The sequence below is a fragment of the Flavobacterium sp. GCM10023249 genome (assembly GCF_042653365.1).
Lineage (GTDB): Bacteria > Bacteroidota > Bacteroidia > Flavobacteriales > Flavobacteriaceae > Flavobacterium.
On sequence record NZ_JBHSHZ010000009.1, the window covers coordinates 276,727 to 295,062 of the forward strand.

The following is an 18,336-nucleotide window of genomic DNA, read 5'->3' on the forward strand; positions in this document are numbered from 1 at the left end:
TTAAATCATATCTTTACTGTCAACTAAATTGTCAACTGATAGAAATTTATGAGAAGTACGTTCAACTTAAAAGAGCCTAACAAGGATAAGGAAAGTTTGATTCTATTTTCTGCCTATTTCAAAATGGAAGGGCGCAAATTTGTCTACTCAACAGGTGAAATGATTCATCCTAACGATTGGGATTTTGAAAATAGACAGCCTAAGAACCTCAACGGAAGAACAGAATCGGCTAACAGACTGAGAGGAATCAATAGGCAATTAGAGCGTTATTCAAATTTTTTTTCTGATTTGATACAGAAATATAAACTTTCTAATAGGGAGATAAATATTGCCGATATTAAAGATGATTTTGATGTTGAGTTTAAGCGTACTACTTCTATTTCAAGTAAATTCTTTGAGGTTTACGATTTGTTTCTAACTGAAAAGAAAAGCGACTTTACGGATGAAGCTAATTCGGAAACAACAATAAAACGATATGAGTATAATAAGAAGCTACTTTTTGACTTTCAAGCATTCACTGGTAAGAAAGTTAATTTTAATCAGATAGATAAAACCTTTTACAATTCGTTTATTGAGTTTTCAATCTCGGAAAAAAAGCACTCTGCAAACACTGTTAGAAGAAATGTTGGATTACTTAAAACCTTTCTTTATTGGGCAACTGAAAACAATCATACTTATAAAACCGATTATCAAAAATTCAAATCACCTAAATCTCAGTTGACTGATGAGGTTGCTTTGACTTTGGAACAAGTTCAGGAAGTCTTTGAGTTTGATTTTAGCAATAATGAAAGATTAGAGCGTGTAAGAGATTTATTTGTCTTTGGTTGCGCCACCGGAATGAGAATAAGCAATTATTCAGATATACAAGAGAAAGATATTCAAGATGGATTTATAAAGGTTCGAGATAAAAAGAATACTGATAAAGCTTTGGAAATTCCGTTAAATGATTTTTCTATTTTCCTGCTTAAAAAGTATGATTATAAGCTCCCAAAAATATCAAATCAAAAGTTTAACGACTACATCAAAGAAGTATTTCAAACCATTGGATATAATCAGATTATCAAAAAAACTGTCAAAGTTGGAAAAGACATAATTGAACAGTTAAACCCGCTATACGAAAGGATTTCATCACATACAGCCCGAAGAAGTTTTATTACGATAATGAAGAACAATAAAATCCCTGATAAGGTAATTATGAGCTATACAGGTCATAGAAGCTTGGAAGTGTTCAACAAATATTATAAGCCAAATAACGATGATAAAAAAGACTTTATGAAGTCAGTTTGGAAAATGGAAAATGCACAACTTAAAAAAGTAGATTAATGACTACAATTAAAAAAACCTTTTATATTGACAATGTTGAAGAAATTGACGTTTGTGGTTCAAAATTCATTACTTTAGATGGCGGAGCATTTCAGCTACCTTATGATATAAAACCTGCAAAAGGTGAGCACAATTATTCAACCTGTGAAGGCTGTAAAACACAAAGAGAACACATTGCTGAAGTAATTAGTAAGGAAAATAAATTTCCAAATTGCTGTGAAGCTCATAAAAAACTACATCTACTTAAAGAGTTCAAATTAGATGACTTCAAAGAAATTGATAGGAGTCTTGCAGACAAGATTATATTTATACATCAATTTATAATTAATCATATTGACAATGATAATTGGTTTGAAGATTTTGAATGTTATTTTGAATATGTTTTGGATAGTCTTGGAAGCTTTCCTAAGGGTTATGGCCCACCCTATCAGCTAAGCAATTTTATTGAATTTTTGAAAAATTTGATTGAGAACAATAAGAATAAATTAGAATCTGATAAAATATCAAAAATAGAAATAGATAGAAGACTGGATTGTATATTGAATCATATTCAAAATTCTTTTTTCCCAATAGATGAAGAGAAAAAAATATCAACAAAAGTTAGCAAGGATTTAAACCTGTTACTTTCAACTTACAATAAATGGTATAAAACATTTCCTTTTGAACTTACTTATTTTAAGCCTTTACAGCAAAAATACGGTAGAACGTTACCAATTTTAGAAGGCCCTGTAAAATACAATAAATACACAGGTTTATCAACAGCAAAATTGCATACAAAGGATAGTTTAACTCAATTTTTAGTTGATTTAACCAAAGCCATTATAACAAATATTAACGGGTTAAAATTATATGAAAAAGGATTGTTAAACAATGCTCAAAAAATACAATTAGAATTAGTTCTAAGTAATAGAGAGTTAGAGCTTTCTGAGATAAATTCTATTAAGGAAATTGATTCAAAAAGGTATATAAAAACACTTAAAAACTGGTTCAAATCTGAGAAAAAATTTATCACCGAAATAACTCCGTTATTAAAAATCAGTGACTTATCAACTCAAGAAAAACAAAAACCTCAACTTAGTATCAAACAAATAGCATTGAAATTAGTTTACGAAGGTGCAGTTGTCAATAGAAATAACTCTAAGAATATTGTAAAAGAATATGGTCACACATCGGGTGAAAAACTTTTTCAGGAATTCACTTATTTTTCCAGTCAAGCGAATAGAAAAGGTAATCCATCACCTCAAACACTGAAAAAATTTGACAATAAGATTGAATTATTTGAAAGTGTGATTCAATTACTGCCTGAACCTAATAAACAAAGGGCTTTGGATGAATTAAATATACTCAAAATGAATCGAGATAATTTATTTGGGTAAAAATTGTAACCAGTTATAACCGGTTACCCAAATCAAATTAGACAAAACATTTGCACATAACTCAAAAGCAAATGTTATGAATAATCCCTTTGAGATAATCGAACAAAGATTATCAAACATCGAAAACCTTCTGTTGGATATTAAGCATAAACCGATAGAAGAAGAAAAAACCGAAAATCTAACGGTAAAAGAAGCCGCTGAACTCCTAAAGGTTTCTGAACAATCAATACACAATTACATCAAAAGAGGTTTTTTACCGGCTCAAAAAGTTGGTAGAATTCTGCTTATCAAACGTATTGATGTTGAGCAATCACTCCAAGAAGTAAAATCCCTAAAGTACAAAAGAGCCTAATCCTCAAAGTTGAGGTAATAATCTGCTGGAAATGGGAAACATCTATACATTAGGACAAAGTGGGACAAATAAATCGGGACAAAAACCTGTTTTTATCTCAGGAAATGGCTCTGACCTCAGCAATGATGAGGTTTTGAAAGGAAGGGCAAAGCGCAAATTTATTACACAAAGTATGATGTTAAGCCTGATGGATGTAGCAAAGGAAAAAGGCGATAATGAAAAGCAGAAAAGCTATTGGAACAGTTATTATTGCCAAAACCGTGTTACAAGCGTTAATGGTCGGTTATATGGCAACTACTGTAAAAATAGATTTTGCACTCTTTGTTGCAGTATCAGAAAAGCTGAAATCATAAACAAATATTATCCCATAATTGAGGAATGGGAAAAGCCATATTTTGTAACATTAACGGTCAAAGCCTGTTCTGCCAATAGACTAAGAATAATGGTAAAAAAAGTGATGCAGGGATTCCAAATGATAAAGGAAAGACACAAAAAGAGTTTTCAACGAGGAAAGGGAATCAAACTAATTGGAGTTAAATCGTTGGAGTGCAATTTCAATCCAACTAAAAAGACCTATAACCCTCATTTACACCTTATCGTTGCCAACAAGGAAATGGCTGAAATATTAATTCAGGATTGGCTAAAACTGTGGACACCTAAATTTGCTCAAAGACAGGCACAGGATATGAGAGAAATATTCAACGCTGAAACAGGGCTGATAGAAATTATAAAATATGGAAGTAAGATATTTACTGAGCCTGATATAAAGAAAAAAGGCGAAAACACTTCTTATCAAATTTATGTTTCCGCTTTAGATAACATTCTAACTGCTATGAAGGGCATTCGTATTTTTGAGCGTTTTGGTTTCAATGCTGAAAAGAAAGAAGAAATAATCACAAAAGAACCTCAACCGGTTACAAATTATGAGGAATGGGAATTTAACCCTCATTGTTTTGATTGGCAAAATACAGCCACAGCTGAGGTTTTAACCGGATATAAGCCAAAACCTCAACTGACAGCTATATTGTCAAACTGTATTGATATCACTTCTCAATGAGCCTGTTTCCATTCTAAGAGATAATGTATATAAACTATCAGGTAAACACTTTTTAGGATTGAGAATTTGAAATGTATTTTGATTACATTTGATAAAATTCTAAAAAATTATGGAAGGTTTGGAAATATTAGAGCAAAAGGTCAATTATAAAGGACTTATAAACAGTATTGATATAAAACCTGATGAATTTTTATTGCCATTACACGAAGTAATTGTCAACGCTATACAAAGTATTGAGGATAGAATTAATCCATCTGATAATGGCTCAATTATAATTAAAGTCCATAGAAATTTTCAAACCAAACTTAATTTAGAAGAAAATGAAGAAGAGTATCATCCAATTTCCGGTTTTACAATAATTGATAACGGAGTTGGTTTTACTAATAAACGAGAAACAGCATTTAGTACTCCTTTTACAAATTTTAATTATGAAAAAGGTGGAAAGGGAATGGGAAGGTATACTGTTTTAGCTTGTTTTGGAAGTATGGATATTGATAGCTCTTTTCAAGATGACAATAATTTTTATCAACGACAATATAGATTTGATAATGTTACAGGTTTACAAAAATATCCTGAACAACAAAAGGCTTACAACTCTGCTTTTAAGAATAATACCACCATAAAACTAAATAATTTTTTGCCGGAATATTATGAATTTGCGAAAAAGTCCCAAATAAAAATTAAAGACATTGCAGATAGTATTATTCAACATTGTTTATTGTTTTTCATTGATTCTAAAAACTCACCAACCATAAGGATATTACACGATGAAGATGATATTAATAATGCGATAGTCTTAAACGATATTTATAAATCTGTTATTGAGATTGAGAAAATTGAAAAAGATATAAAAATTGAAAATGTGCCGGAAGCATTTAATTTGAGTTACATAAGAAATTATGACGGAGTACATTCTCATTCTATACATTTATGTGCAAACAAAAGAGAAGTCGGTAAAAAACAATCTCTAACTAATTATTTACCTTCATTTAAGGAACTTCACAATGATGAAAGGAAATATCATTTGTCAATATATGTTGAAAGTGATTTTTTAGATAGAAAAAACCATCCACAAAGGAATAAATTTATGCTTCCTGAAAATTCTGCCAAGAAAAATGATTATGATGAGGTTTCTTTGGATGAACTATTCAAAAACATATCTGAAAGCATAAGAATTAATTATTCGGAACATATTGAAGAAGCTGAAAAAGAGAAAAGTCAACGAATAGAAAAATACATACTTAACCCGAGTAAACCAAGATTAAGATATAGACATTTATTAAACGTTAAAGATGCGTTTTCAGATATTCCAATTAATGCTTCTGATGAAACTTTAGAAGCAAGATTACATGAGAAAGAATTTAAGTTAGAACAAAAAAGAGAGAAAATTTTTGAAAGAGTTTTCAAAAAGAAAGAATATGATAAAGAAGAATTTGGAAACATTGTAAATAATATTTTAAAAGAAGAAGCAGCGTTTTCTAAAGACAAACTTGCGGATTTAATGATTAAAAGAAAGTCGGTAATTAAATTGTTTCAAAAATATATTCAATGGAGAGAAGATGGTAATTTTATGCTTGAAGAAGATTTGCATAATATCATTTTTACAATGGGAGCTGAAACAGATAATATGCCTATCGAGTACCACAATTTATGGCTGTTAGATGAAAGATTTACTTTCCATACTCATACCTCATCAGATATAAAAACTAAAAGCAATAAAAATCTCGAAAGTGATGGAAATAAAGAACCTGATGTTTTAATATATGATGTGCCTTGGGCATACTCTGATAATATTGATAAAATCAATTCCTTAGTTGTTTTTGAGTTCAAAAAGCCAGGAAAAGAAATTAGTAACAAATTAAATTTGGATGAATTAATTTTGAAGTACTTTCAGGATTTGATGAGTAGTAAAGCACGAAGCAAAAAAGGCACACTTTTAAATATTGAAGATGATACTCCAAAATTTGGATATGTAATTTGTGAACTAAATAAAGATAATATTGAGCATAACTGTAAATGGAACGGATTTAAGAAGACTGCTCACGGTCACCTATATAAAATAAATCCTGACCTAAATATGCATATTGAAGTAATGACGTATGAACAAATGTTAGATTTTTCAGAAAAAAGACATCATACATTTTTTAGAGCATTAGGAATAGATACATTATGATTTAATATATACAAAACCCAGCTTACACGCTGGGTTTTATTTTGATTTATATAATTTGATTTTAAAATTTCATACGTTGAATTCTCACTGCATTTAGTATAGCCAATAATGCAACACCAACATCAGCAAAAACAGCTTCCCACATAGTAGCCAAACCACCAGCTCCAAGAATTAAAACAATACCTTTTACTACAAAAGCTAATGTAATATTTTGCCAAACTATTCTTTTTGTTTGCTTACCTATATTGATAGCCATTGGTATTTTACTTGGTTTATCATCTTGAATTACAACATCAGCAGTTTCAATAGTGGCATCACTACCTAAACCACCCATTGCAACCCCAACATTACTTAAAGCAACTACCGGAGCATCATTCACCCCATCACCAACGAAAGCAACAGTTTCATTTTTAGCTTTGATTTCCTTCACCTTGTTTACTTTGTCTTCCGGTAGTAAATCACCAAAGGCGTTAGCAATACCCAATTTTTCAGCCACAAACTTTACAACGGTGCTTTTATCACCACTTAACATAGTGGTTTTTACATTCAACCTCTTAAGCCTATTAATCGTTTCATGAGCATCATTTTTAATTACATCGGCTATTGTTATGTAACCAACAAACTTTTCATCATAAGCAACTGCTATAAGCGTGTAAACGATTGAATTTGGGTCAATATCGTATGGAATAGAATATTTATCCATCAGTTTAAAGTTTCCTACTAACAGACTTTTATTGTCAACGGTTGCTTTCAATCCATGTCCTGCAATTTCTTCTACATTTCTAAGTTCGATTGAAGTATCTATTTTGCCAACAAATTCATGAATTGCTGTTGCTACTGGATGAGTACTTTGACTTTCTAAAGTATTGACCATTTGCAATATTTCCTTTTCATTAAACTGCTTATCAAAAACCACTTCTTGTACTTTGAAAACGCCTTCTGTCATTGTTCCGGTTTTATCCATCACAACGTTTTGAACTGAGGCAATAACATCAAGAAAATTGCTCCCTTTGAATAATATTCCGTTTCTACTTGCTGCGCCAATTCCGCCAAAATAACCCAATGGTATTGATATTACTAAAGCACAAGGACAGGAAATTACCAAGAAAATCAATGCTCTGTACAACCAATCGCTAAAAATATAATTAGTCACAAACAGCATCGGTAATAGACAAATGGCAACAGCTAAAAACACTACAACTGGGGTGTAGATTTTTGCAAACTTTCTAATGAACAATTCAGTAGGTGCTTTTTGAGCTGTGGCATTTTGTACTAACTCCAAAATCTTTGAAAGCTTACTATCTGTGTAGGCTGTGGTAACTCTTACCTGAGAAACTGTATTCAGGTTTATCATTCCTGCCAAAACCATATCTCCTTTTACTTTTGTATCAGGTTTGCTTTCGCCTGTTAGTGCTGCCGTATTGAATGAAGCTGAATCAGAAACCAATTCACCATCCAAACCTAATTTTTCACCGACCTTTAATTGGATTACATCACCAATTTTGGCATCAACAGCTTTTATTATTTGTGGAACAGAATCGATCAAAACTGTTACCTCATCAGGTCTTTGGTCTAATAGAGATTTGATATTGGCTTTGGCTCTTGTAACAGCTAATGTTTGAAAAACCTCACCGACAGCATAAAAAAGCATCACAGCAACTGCTTCAGGGTATTGAGCAATTGTAAATGCACCAACAGTTGCAATAACCATCAATAGAAATTCAGAAAAGATTTCACCTTTCTTAATGCTTTCAAACGCTTCTTTTATCACAGGAAATCCAACAGGAATATAAGCCACTACATACCAAATAATTCTTATCCATCCTGAAAACCAATGAGGCAATGAATAATTATCAAAACTAATAGCTACTAATAATAATACTAATGAAATAATAGCAGGTAAAAACATAGAAAATACGCTCCCTTCTCCTTCGTGGTTATGCTCGTGTCCATCATCGTCAGTGTGCTCGTGTGTATGAGCGTCATTATGATGGTGCTTCTTTTTAATCAAATCTTTTGCACCAGCTTTGGTGTAGATTTTTTCTTCTTGTGTGCAGCAAAGCTGTTTGCCTTGTGCATCATATTTATGTTGATGTGTCATAGTACTTATGTATTAGCATTGAATATTTCCTGAATATCTTTAGGAATCTCCATTGGTTTTAAAGGTGGTACATTAGCACCCCCCGTATTTCCAACAGGAATATTCCCAACAAAAGATTTAACACCACCTACTAAAAGTCTTGGAATTTGACCAATTACCTCTTTAGTATTTTTAATTCGGATACCAAAAAGCAACATTTTCCAGTGTACATAGCTGTGTTCGTATGGATATTTCTGTCCAATGATATGTGCTCGCTCTAAATGATTCCAACTTTGTTGCAATTCATTTATTATTAAATTGCTTTTTGCCTTAGCTAATTCCTCTTTATAAAAAGGAATTAACGATTTTGGCATTGAGATATAAAATTTCATATTTTATTAATGTTCGTGTTCTCCACCACCTTTGGACTGTGCCAATAGATAGTAAGCACCTTTAATCACAATTTTGGCATCTGAAGGAATTTCTTCAATCACTTTTACTTCAGTATAACCTAAATCAGTTGTTCCTACTGCAACCTCAACGGCTTTGAAATGAATTTCCTTGTGCTTTTCTTCGCCTTCTTTGTGTTCGTGTTCTTCAGGTTCTTTTTTCGGTGCTTCTTCGTGTCCTTCTACCTGAATGTAGATAAAGTACTTATCGCCATTTCTCACAACCGCATCTTTGGGAAGTGCAGGAACAGTTTGATTTGAGATATTGATATTTGCTGCTACATACATTCCCGAAATCAAATCTTTAGTACTACTCGTAATTTTAGCGTGTACTGCCACCGTTTTACTTTCATTTGAGAAAGATTTATTAATTCCGAAGATTTTTCCTTTGATTGATTTATTGGATTGGTTAGTCAATACAAAATCAACTTCCTGACCAATTGAAATTTTTCCTAAGTCTTTTTCAAACACATTCAAATCGAGGTGCATTTGAGTATTATCAACAACCTCAAAAAGTGTTACTCCTGTTTCTGCAAATGCTCCTTTGGTAATACTGATTTTACCAACATAACCGCTTATAGGAGAAACAATCGGAACTAAGGAAGTACTCCCTTTAGGACTTACATTCAATGCCAGTAATTTATTTTTGGCAGCTTGAGCTTTGGCTCTTTCTGATGCCAATTTTGACTTCACTTCTTGAAATGCTTTTCGTGGATTTACATTTTCATCAGTAAGGGTTTTTTGGCGTTTAAATTCCTGTTCCAAATATTCAATATTGGCAACAGCTGATTGATATTCTTCCTGCATTTCAGAAACCTCAAGATTTTGGATTGTAGCTAATGTTTTGCCCTTAGTTACAAATGTTCCTTCCAAAACAAAAATATCCTTTACAACACCACCAATAAGCGTAGAAACATCAGCTCTGTTTTGTGGTGGCACTGCTGTATAGCCATTGGCTTTGATAATTGTGTTGAGGTTCTTCATTTCAATACTTCCGGTTTCAATTCCGATGGTCTTAGCCTGTATTTCAGTCAGTGCTACTTCCGTTTGTGACTTTTCTTCTTCGTGTTCTTCAGCAGCTTCTTTTTTACCACAGGAAACGAGCAGAAATAACGAAACAGAAAGTATAAATAGTGATGATTTATTTATGAATATATTTTTCATTTTACTTGTTATTAATTGTTAAGGATTGATGGGAATTGCAACTGAATTGCACTCTGATTGTAAAGATTAACTGCTTCAGCATTTTGTTTCTTTATATCAATAGCCTGATTTAAGAAGCTGATATATGACCAATAACTCATATCACCATTGGCATAGCTTTTTTGCGCTGTATTGATGATTTGATTGGCATATTCCAAGCCTTCATTTTGATAGTAGTCAAGAGCTTTTTTCTGCTTATCATATTCGGTTTGCAATTCCTCTTTTTTCAGCTTCAGGGTTAACTTATTCCTGTCGAACATCATTTGAGACTGTGAAACGTTGATTTCTGATGCTTTGGCTTTTGCCGTATTAGCTCCACCAAACAAAGGAATCTGTAAACCGGCTGTAAATCCCTGAAACATTGATTTAGTGTCAATAGTTTGTGCAAAATAGCCTAATCCAAATTTTGGCATCCTTTGGGCTTTGTAAACACTTGTTTCCTTTTGATTGACTAATATCTGTTGAGAATAATAATCATTTACCAAACCATCAACCTTTGAATTACTCTCTAAAGTATTTTTGTATTGCAATGCAGAAGAAGCATCGGGAATAATATCATTATCGCTTTGCACAAAGTATTGCAATTGTTTCTGATAGATAGCCAAATCAAATTCAATCTGAGCTTTGAAGGTTTCAATTTCCTTTACTTTAGCTTTGGCACTTATAACTTCAATTTTACCGCTTTCTCCTGTTTGAAAACGCAACTCAGCATTTTTGAGGAATTTGGTATATATCTCATTCAATTCATTATTGAGCTTTTGTAATTCGATACCATACAAATATTGATAGTAAACCAACGTTACAGCCTTTTCAATTTCATATTCAGATAATGCTTTTCTCTTTTCCGCCAAGTTTCCCAATTCTTCCTGTAATTCTCTATTAGCCTTAGTTATTTTCCCGATAGGAAAATACTGCTGAACCGAAACATTATGGTCATAAGCATCACTGTTGAATTGTCCACCCTGATACTGAATTTGTAATGGGTCAGCCTGAAAAGCTCCTTTTTTAAGTGCTTTTTGCTTATCAATTTCCTTATCAGCTATTTTCAAAGTACTATTATTCTTCTTAGCTAATTCAACAGCTTGTTCCAATGTTACTGTTTGAGGATTTTGAGCAAATGAAAATGTGCTCAATAGCAGTATCACAACTGTAATGATTGGAGTTTTCATATTTTTTCTTCTTTTGATTTTTGTTTCAAATAATAAATAGAGTATTGGCAATACAATCAACGTTAATAGTGTTGCTGAAAGCAAACCACCTATAACGACTGTTGCCAATGGCTTTTGAACCTCAGCACCACCGCTTGTGGATAATGCCATTGGCATAAATCCTAACGATGCTACAGCTGCGGTCATTAAAACAGGTCGTAGCCTTGTTTTTGTTCCTAATAGAATCCTTTGTAAAGGGTCGGTGATACCTTCAGTTTTAAGCTGATTGAAATAGGATATAAGTACAATTCCATTTAATACAGCAATACCGAATAAAGCAATGAAACCAATTCCGGCTGAAATACTGAAAGGCATCCCCCTAAGCCATAAGGCAAAGACACCTCCAATAGCGGAAAGAGGAATTGCAGTAAATATCAAAAGAGATTGTTTAATACTACCAAATGTGAAATATAATAACACCATAATCAAGCCTAAAGCAATAGGAAGTGCAACTGATAATCTTTTATTAGCCTCGATTAGGTTTTCAAACTGGCCACCATAAGTAATGTAATAACCGGCAGGAAGTTTAAAGTTTTTATCCAACTTAGATTGGATTTCCTCAACTACACTTTTAACATCTCTACCACGAACATTTAAGCCTACAGTAATTCTTCGTTTTCCATCTTCACGCACAACCTGAACAGCTCCCTGTTCATAGCTGATGGTTGCCACTTGAGAAAGTGGAATTTGTTGCCCATTTGGTAGCGGAATAAATAAATTACTTACATCTGAAATGTCTGTTCTGTTATCTCTATTCAATCGTACAACGATATCAAAGCGTTTGCCTTCTTCATAAATCTTTCCTGCACTATCTCCTGCAAATGAGGAGCGGATAATTTGATTGATGTCGCTAATATTCAATCCATAAAGTGCAATCTTATCATAATCATACTTAACGGTGATTTGTGGCAATCCTGCCACCTTATCGGCTTTCAAATCGCCAATGCCTTCTATAGATTTAATTTTGCCCGTAAGTTCTTTGGCTTTATTGTCTAAAACTTCTAAATCATCACCAAAAATCTTAATGGCTACATCACTTCTACTGCCAGTCATAAGCTCATTAAAACGCATTTGAATAGGTTGGGAAATTTCGATGTTAGCTCCAGGAATCACTTCCATTTCCTCTTTCATCATATTTGCTAAATCTTCCCAATTATCCGCTGAAGTCCATTCGCTTTTATCTTTCAAAACAATAATCAAATCAGCACTTTCAATAGGCATTGGGTCAGTCGGGATTTCACCACTACCAATTTTTGCCACTATGGTTTTGATTTCAGGAAATTTTGCTTTTAAAATCTTTTCATATTTAGTTGTCGTTTCTACTGTTTGGCTTAAAGAGCTTCCAGTCATAATGGTAGCATTTAGAGCCAAATCCCCTTCCTCAATCGTTGGTATAAATTCACCACCCATATTTTGAAAAGTAAAAAAGGCTAATGCAAATAAACCAATTGAAATTAGTAAAACTGCCTTTTTCATTTCCAAAGCCTTATTGAGTAATGGAGTGTATTTACTTTCAAACCAAGCCATCATTTTATCACTAAAATTGGCTTTATGCTCTGTGTTTTTTGACAGGAACATTGCACTCATCATTGGTACATAAGTTAAAGACAACAAGAAAGCTCCAATAACAGCAAAGCCAACTGTCATAGCCATTGGCTTAAACATTTTTCCTTCTGTTCCAACTAAAGCTAAAATTGGCAAATACACAATCAAAATAATGATTTCTCCAAAAGCTGCACTGTTTCTGATTTTGGAAGCTGAGTTGTAAACTTCACTATCCATTTCGGCTTGTGTCAATTCCTTTTTCCTTTTGAGTTTGGCTAAATGATGCATAGTGGCTTCAACTATAATTACTGCGCCATCGACTATAATTCCGAAATCAATAGCACCTAAACTCATAAGGTTACCGCTGACACCAAAATAATTCATCAGGATAACGGCAAAGAGCATTGAAAGTGGAATTACTGAAGCGACAATAAGCCCTGCACGAAGGTTTCCAAGAAACAGAATCAATACAAATATGACTATTAATGCCCCTTCGATGAGGTTTTTGGTAACCGTTCCAATAGCATTATCAACCAATTTACCTCTATCAATAAATGGTTCGGCAACAACGCCTTCAGGTAAGCTTTTATTGATTTGTTCCATTCGCTCTTTTACCCTGTCAACTACTGCACTTGAGTTTTCTCCTTTTAACATTAGAACCAATCCACAAACGATTTCTCCTTTTCCATCTTTGGTAGATGCTCCATAACGCAAAGCTATACCTTCACGAACTGTTGCTACATCACGAACCAAAACAGGTGAACCGTTTCTATTTTTGATAACTACATTTTGTAAATCACTTATTCCTGAAGCCATTCCAACACCACGAATAAAATAAGCATATTGGTCTTTCTCTATGTAAGCACCACCGGTATTTTGGTTATTTTTTTCTAACGCTTCAAAAATCTCAGTAATGGTTACACCCTGACTATTAAGGGTATTCGGATTTACTGCAATTTCATATTGCTTTAATTTTCCACCCCAACTGCTAACCTCTGCAACGCCTTCTACACCTTGCAACTGAGGAATAATTATCCAATCCTGAATGGTTCTCAGTTTTACGGCATCAAATTTATCTTCGTAGCCTTTTTTGGCATAAACGTCATATTGGAATATTTCACCAAGTCCGGTAGAAATAGGAGCTAACTCAGGAGAACCGGCATATTTTGGGATATTTTCTTCAGCATCTTTGATTCTTTGGAAAATCTGTTCTCTTGCCCAATAAATATCTACGTCATCTTTGAAAACCACAGTTACAACCGAAAGTCCAAAGCGTGAAATACTTCGCAACTCAACAACTTTAGGAATGGTTTTTACAGATTGTTCTAATGGGTATGTGATTAATTGCTCTACTTCCTGACTGGCTAAAGTTGGAGCGGTTGTAATAATTTGTACCTGATTATTGGTAACATCAGGTAAAGCATCAAGCGGTAACTGCTTAATGGAATAGCTACCCCAAGCCAACAGCACAAGGGTAAAAAGTAGTATAACGAACTTATTCTTTATACTGAATTGTATAATCTTATCTAACATTGAAAATGTATATAATGAATTAGAAAATATGCAAATGGATATTTGCTATTATTAGTGCTACGGCACAACTTTCTAACCCGAAATTACTCGGGCATCATTATACTATTTGTGGGGGTTGCCAGATACTTCCGAAAAAATTGGAATGTAAAGTTGAAGTATAAGTTGAAGTTGAAGATTTTATTTCTTCAAACTGAACTGGAAAATCGTAAATGATTTCAGGTGTATAGGTTAAAGTAACCTGTCCACAACAATTGCAAATGCAAAATGGTGAGCACATGTCATTACTCTTATTGTGTGAATGATTGTCTTTATCTGATGAATGATTAACCGTCGCATGTGCAATACTGTTAATCTCTATATCTGCACAAGGAACAGTAGAGAGAACAAAAATGTAAAAGGATAGTATGACAGTTATAAATTTCACAGTGTAAATTTAAGAAGATAATATTTATATTCTAATTTTTAGGAAAAATTTATAAACTAAAAGAAGGAGAATTGTCAACTATATTGTCAACTAAAAAATAAAAGCCCCGAATATCGGGGCTTTATAACCATTTTCGCGGAGAAAGAGGGATTCGAACCCCCGGACCTGTTACAGTCAACAGTTTTCAAGACTGCCGCATTCGACCACTCTGCCATTTCTCCAGTAAGACTCGCACTACTTCCGTATTGCGAGTGCAAATATAACACTGTTTTTTATTTCTGCAAGCGTTTGATGAAGAAAAAAACGAAATATTTACAACTTATTTTTTAACTGTTTCATTTCGTTTCATTTACATCCGAAACTTTTTTTTAATAAGTTACGTATTCTACGATTTCTAATCCGTAACCAATCATACCTACACGCTTACCTACTTCGGTATTGGATACCAATCGGATTTTAGAAATATCCAAATCATGCAAAATCTGAGCTCCAATTCCGTAATCTTTGCTGTCAATAACAATTTTAGGCGCTTTCATTTCGCCTTGTTGCTGCAATTCTTTCAATTCGGCAATACGATTCAACAAACTCACCGATTGCATATCCTGATTGACAAAAATTACTGCCCCCTGTCCTTGTTCATTAATCACTCTGAACATATCATCCAATTGTTTGTCGGCATTATTGGTAAGCGTTCCCAATAAATCATTATTCACTTGGGAAGAATTGATTCTTGTTAATACCGGTTCACCTGAATTCCAAGTTCCTTTTGTAAGCGCAATATGAATTTGTTTATTAGTCGTTTGTTCGTAAGCACGCATTCTGAATGTACCGAAACGCGTTTGAATATCGAAATCTTCTTTTTTCACGATCAGACTGTCATGTTGCATTCTGTAGGCCACCAACGCTTCGATTGAAACCAATTTTAAATCGAATTTCTTAGCCACTTCAACCAATTGCGGCAAACGAGCCATGGTACCATCTTCATTCATGATTTCCACAATCACTCCAGCCGGTTTAAATCCAGCTAAACGAGCAAAGTCAATTGCTGCTTCTGTATGTCCTGTACGACGTAATACACCGCCTTGTTTTGCAATTAAGGGAAAAATATGACCCGGGCGTGCCAAATCAAATGGTCGTGTCTCTGGATTAATTAATGCCTGTACAGTTTTCGCTCTATCTGAAGCCGAAATACCCGTAGTTACTCCATGACCTTTCAAATCTACAGAAACGGTAAAAGCTGTCTCCATATGATCTGTATTGTTCGTTACCATCGCTCTAAGTCCTAATTCCTTACAGCGACTTTCGGTTAATGGCGTACAGATTAATCCTCGACCATGTGTTGCCATAAAGTTGATCATTTCTGGTGTTACTTTTTCAGCAGCAGCCAAAAAATCACCTTCGTTTTCACGATCTTCGTCATCTACTACTATAATCACTTTTCCTTGACGGATATCTTCTATAGCTTCTTCTATTGTGTTGAGTTGAATGGTATCAGTAGCCATTTTTTTATTGTGTATTGTTGTTATTGTTTAATTTTTTGGTAATAAATTCAAATGCGATTCTAAACGGCTCCGTAATGAAGTCAAAATTCACTCCACCGTTATCATTTATAGCAATTTTGGTAAAATAGATTGCCAATGGCGTTAGCACCATAGAAGACAACCACGCTCCCATGAATGGAGATATACCTGATTCTTGTGCAAACTTTTTACCGAATGTATTCAGAAAGTGAAAAGTAATGAAGATTAGCATAGCAAAAACAATAGGTAATCCCAATCCTCCTTTTCTAATAATTGCTCCTAAAGGCGCACCAATGAAAAACATAAAAATACACGCGTAAGCAATTACAAATTTCTCGTAGATGGAATGCCAGTGGCTGTTGATGTCTTTTCTTTTGGATTTGAATGTCATTTCATTCATTTCAAGATTTTGTTTTGAACTTATTGCATCACTCGAGGCAACTTCCAAAACTCTTAATTTGTCCTGACTCTTCAAAAAGCTTGTCAAATCTGGAGTTTTTGGATTCTTGGGTTTTACTGAATCCACTTGGTAGTAATTGGTAACTCCTAATCGTTGGTATACATTATCAGCAACAGAAATCACTTCTTTATTATAATCTCCCGTTAACGAATCGACCGTATATTGCAATTCACTAATTTTCAACATCGAATTGGTATTTGTTATTTCATCATCAGCTCCTTCTACCCTATTTAGCTTTGACAAATCGATGTTAATATTATATTTTTTGAAAAACGCTTTTGCAAAAGGCATTTTTTGTCTTTGCTTGAAATCTTTCGGTGTTACATCTTCATAATAATATCCATCTATCAACACCAACTGCAAAAGATTAGACTCCTCACTACTGATTAAATGTCCCTTTTTAGACTTAATTACTGTTTTAGCACCTTCACCCAGATTCGATTTCTTGTGAATGGTTACACCGGTAAGTATTTCTCCATTTTCACCTGATTTTTTATCCACTTTGATATTGATACTCCCGATATCACTAAATTGCCCTTCTGCAATTGCCAATGCAGGTTTTACTTGCGCAATGTTTTTTCTGAAATTGACAAACTTATACTCGGCATACGGAATAACATTATTCGCGAAGAAAAAAGAGCACAAACTCAACAACAGAATAAAAATCCCTAACGAACGAAGCGTGCGCTGAAAAGATACACCCGCAGATTTCATGGCAGCAAACTCATAATTTTCGGCCAAATCACCGAATGTCATGATAGAAGAAAGCAATACCGTTAGCGGCAATACCATGGGAACCAATTTGGGCGATGCAAATAGCAAAAACTTAAAGATCATAATAATATCTAAGTCTCTACCTGCTAATTCGGAGATAAACAACCAAACGGTTTGGAGTATGAATATAAAAAATAAGATTACAAATACCGAAGTAAATGTAATCAAGTAGGTTTTTAAAAGATAACGATCAAGAATTTTCATTCATCAAAATTAGTCCAAATTATTGATGTAGTAATTAGGATATTTAGCTTTAACAAAGGTAAAATGATTTTTAGCTAACGCAACATTTGTTTTAAAAGAATTAACAGTCAGGGTTACTTTAGTTCCATTTTTACCTACAGTGATAGTATTATAAATTGTATTGGTAGCAACATCTACACCAACCAATATTTGTTTTCGGTCATCTTTTGAACTGATTGGGGTCAGTTTTACATACTGAATTTTCTTTCCTTTCACAGTTTGTGTTATGTCCCAAGCATATTTAAAACCTTTACTGAAAAAAGTCAGCATTTTTGCTGGAGTATCATTATCATCCTCCCCTTTACCAACAGAAACTACACTCACTTCTTCATCTTCTTTAGAAATTGTGTATACTTTTTTCCCATCACACATTTTTGTCACACCCATAAAATTCAGAATATACTGATTTCCACTTAGCGTCACATTTCCTTTGCTATCTTGGTTGATATTTTCTTTTGTATTTTGCAAGTTGTATTTAAAATCCAGTTGGATATTTTTATACGTTTTCACTTTAGCGGATACTTTATCCAATAATGCTTTTGCTTTCTCTGCATTTTGAGCTTGCATTGAAAAACTCAACAAAACGATGACAAGTACACTTACTATCTTTTTCATA

The 18,336-nt window shown here is 33.5% G+C and carries 13 protein-coding genes and 1 tRNA gene; 5 read left to right on the top strand and 9 right to left on the bottom strand.

Annotation, left to right across the window (positions count from 1 at the left end; translation table 11 throughout):
* Positions 1-48 precede the first annotated feature (48 nt).
* The 5 genes from ACFO7M_RS08015 (at position 49) to ACFO7M_RS08035 (ending at position 6,281) form a co-directional block, all read left to right on the top strand.
* Positions 49-1,323: a tyrosine-type recombinase/integrase gene (locus ACFO7M_RS08015; protein WP_379734999.1), complete on the top strand. Its 1,275-nt coding sequence runs from the start codon at positions 49-51 to the stop codon at positions 1,321-1,323.
* Positions 1,323-2,699, top strand: coding sequence for a hypothetical protein (locus ACFO7M_RS08020; protein WP_379735001.1), 1,377 nt, complete (start codon positions 1,323-1,325; stop codon positions 2,697-2,699). Before ACFO7M_RS08015 ends, ACFO7M_RS08020 begins: the two co-directional genes overlap by 1 nt.
* A 76-nt stretch (positions 2,700-2,775) precedes the next feature.
* Positions 2,776-3,051: a helix-turn-helix domain-containing protein gene (locus tag ACFO7M_RS08025; protein ID WP_379713897.1), complete on the top strand. Its 276-nt coding sequence runs from the start codon at positions 2,776-2,778 to the stop codon at positions 3,049-3,051.
* Positions 3,052-3,082: 31 nt separating this feature from the next.
* Positions 3,083-4,108 (top strand): protein rep, encoded by a 1,026-nt coding sequence (locus ACFO7M_RS08030; protein ID WP_379735003.1) that lies wholly within the window; start codon positions 3,083-3,085, stop codon positions 4,106-4,108.
* 109 nt (positions 4,109-4,217) lie between these two features.
* Entirely contained in the window at positions 4,218-6,281 is a 2,064-nt protein-coding gene (locus ACFO7M_RS08035) for a hypothetical protein (protein WP_379735004.1), read from the top strand.
* A gap of 61 nt (positions 6,282-6,342) precedes the next feature.
* Here the strand turns inward: ACFO7M_RS08035 and ACFO7M_RS08040 are convergent, their stop codons facing one another.
* From ACFO7M_RS08040 to ACFO7M_RS08080, 9 genes are all read right to left on the bottom strand, one after another.
* Positions 6,343-8,382 (bottom strand): heavy metal translocating P-type ATPase, encoded by a 2,040-nt coding sequence (locus ACFO7M_RS08040; protein WP_379735006.1) that lies wholly within the window; start codon positions 8,380-8,382, stop codon positions 6,343-6,345.
* Between the two features lie 5 nt (positions 8,383-8,387).
* Positions 8,388-8,753: a DUF3703 domain-containing protein gene (locus ACFO7M_RS08045; protein ID WP_379735008.1), complete on the bottom strand. Its 366-nt coding sequence runs from the start codon at positions 8,751-8,753 to the stop codon at positions 8,388-8,390.
* A gap of 6 nt (positions 8,754-8,759) precedes the next feature.
* Positions 8,760-9,974, bottom strand: a complete 1,215-nt coding sequence (locus ACFO7M_RS08050) for an efflux RND transporter periplasmic adaptor subunit (protein WP_379735010.1) — start codon at positions 9,972-9,974, stop codon at positions 8,760-8,762.
* Positions 9,975-9,985: 11 nt separating this feature from the next.
* Entirely contained in the window at positions 9,986-14,299 is a 4,314-nt protein-coding gene (locus ACFO7M_RS08055) for a CusA/CzcA family heavy metal efflux RND transporter (RefSeq protein ID WP_379735012.1), read from the bottom strand.
* Between the two features lie 97 nt (positions 14,300-14,396).
* On the bottom strand, positions 14,397-14,723 hold the full coding sequence (locus ACFO7M_RS08060; protein WP_379735014.1) for a DUF6660 family protein: 327 nt from the start codon (positions 14,721-14,723) through the stop codon (positions 14,397-14,399).
* Positions 14,724-14,859: 136 nt separating this feature from the next.
* A tRNA-Ser gene (locus ACFO7M_RS08065) sits at positions 14,860-14,944 on the bottom strand.
* Positions 14,945-15,091: 147 nt separating this feature from the next.
* Positions 15,092-16,225 (bottom strand): 3,4-dihydroxy-2-butanone-4-phosphate synthase, encoded by a 1,134-nt coding sequence (gene ribB, locus ACFO7M_RS08070; protein WP_379713913.1) that lies wholly within the window; start codon positions 16,223-16,225, stop codon positions 15,092-15,094.
* Positions 16,226-16,229: 4 nt separating this feature from the next.
* Positions 16,230-17,681 (bottom strand): LptF/LptG family permease, encoded by a 1,452-nt coding sequence (locus ACFO7M_RS08075; RefSeq protein ID WP_379713915.1) that lies wholly within the window; start codon positions 17,679-17,681, stop codon positions 16,230-16,232.
* Between the two features lie 9 nt (positions 17,682-17,690).
* Positions 17,691-18,335 carry a LolA family protein gene (locus ACFO7M_RS08080; protein WP_379713917.1) on the bottom strand — a complete coding sequence of 215 codons (645 nt, stop codon included), beginning with the start codon at positions 18,333-18,335 and terminating at the stop codon, positions 17,691-17,693.
* Position 18,336: the final 1 nt, after the last annotated feature.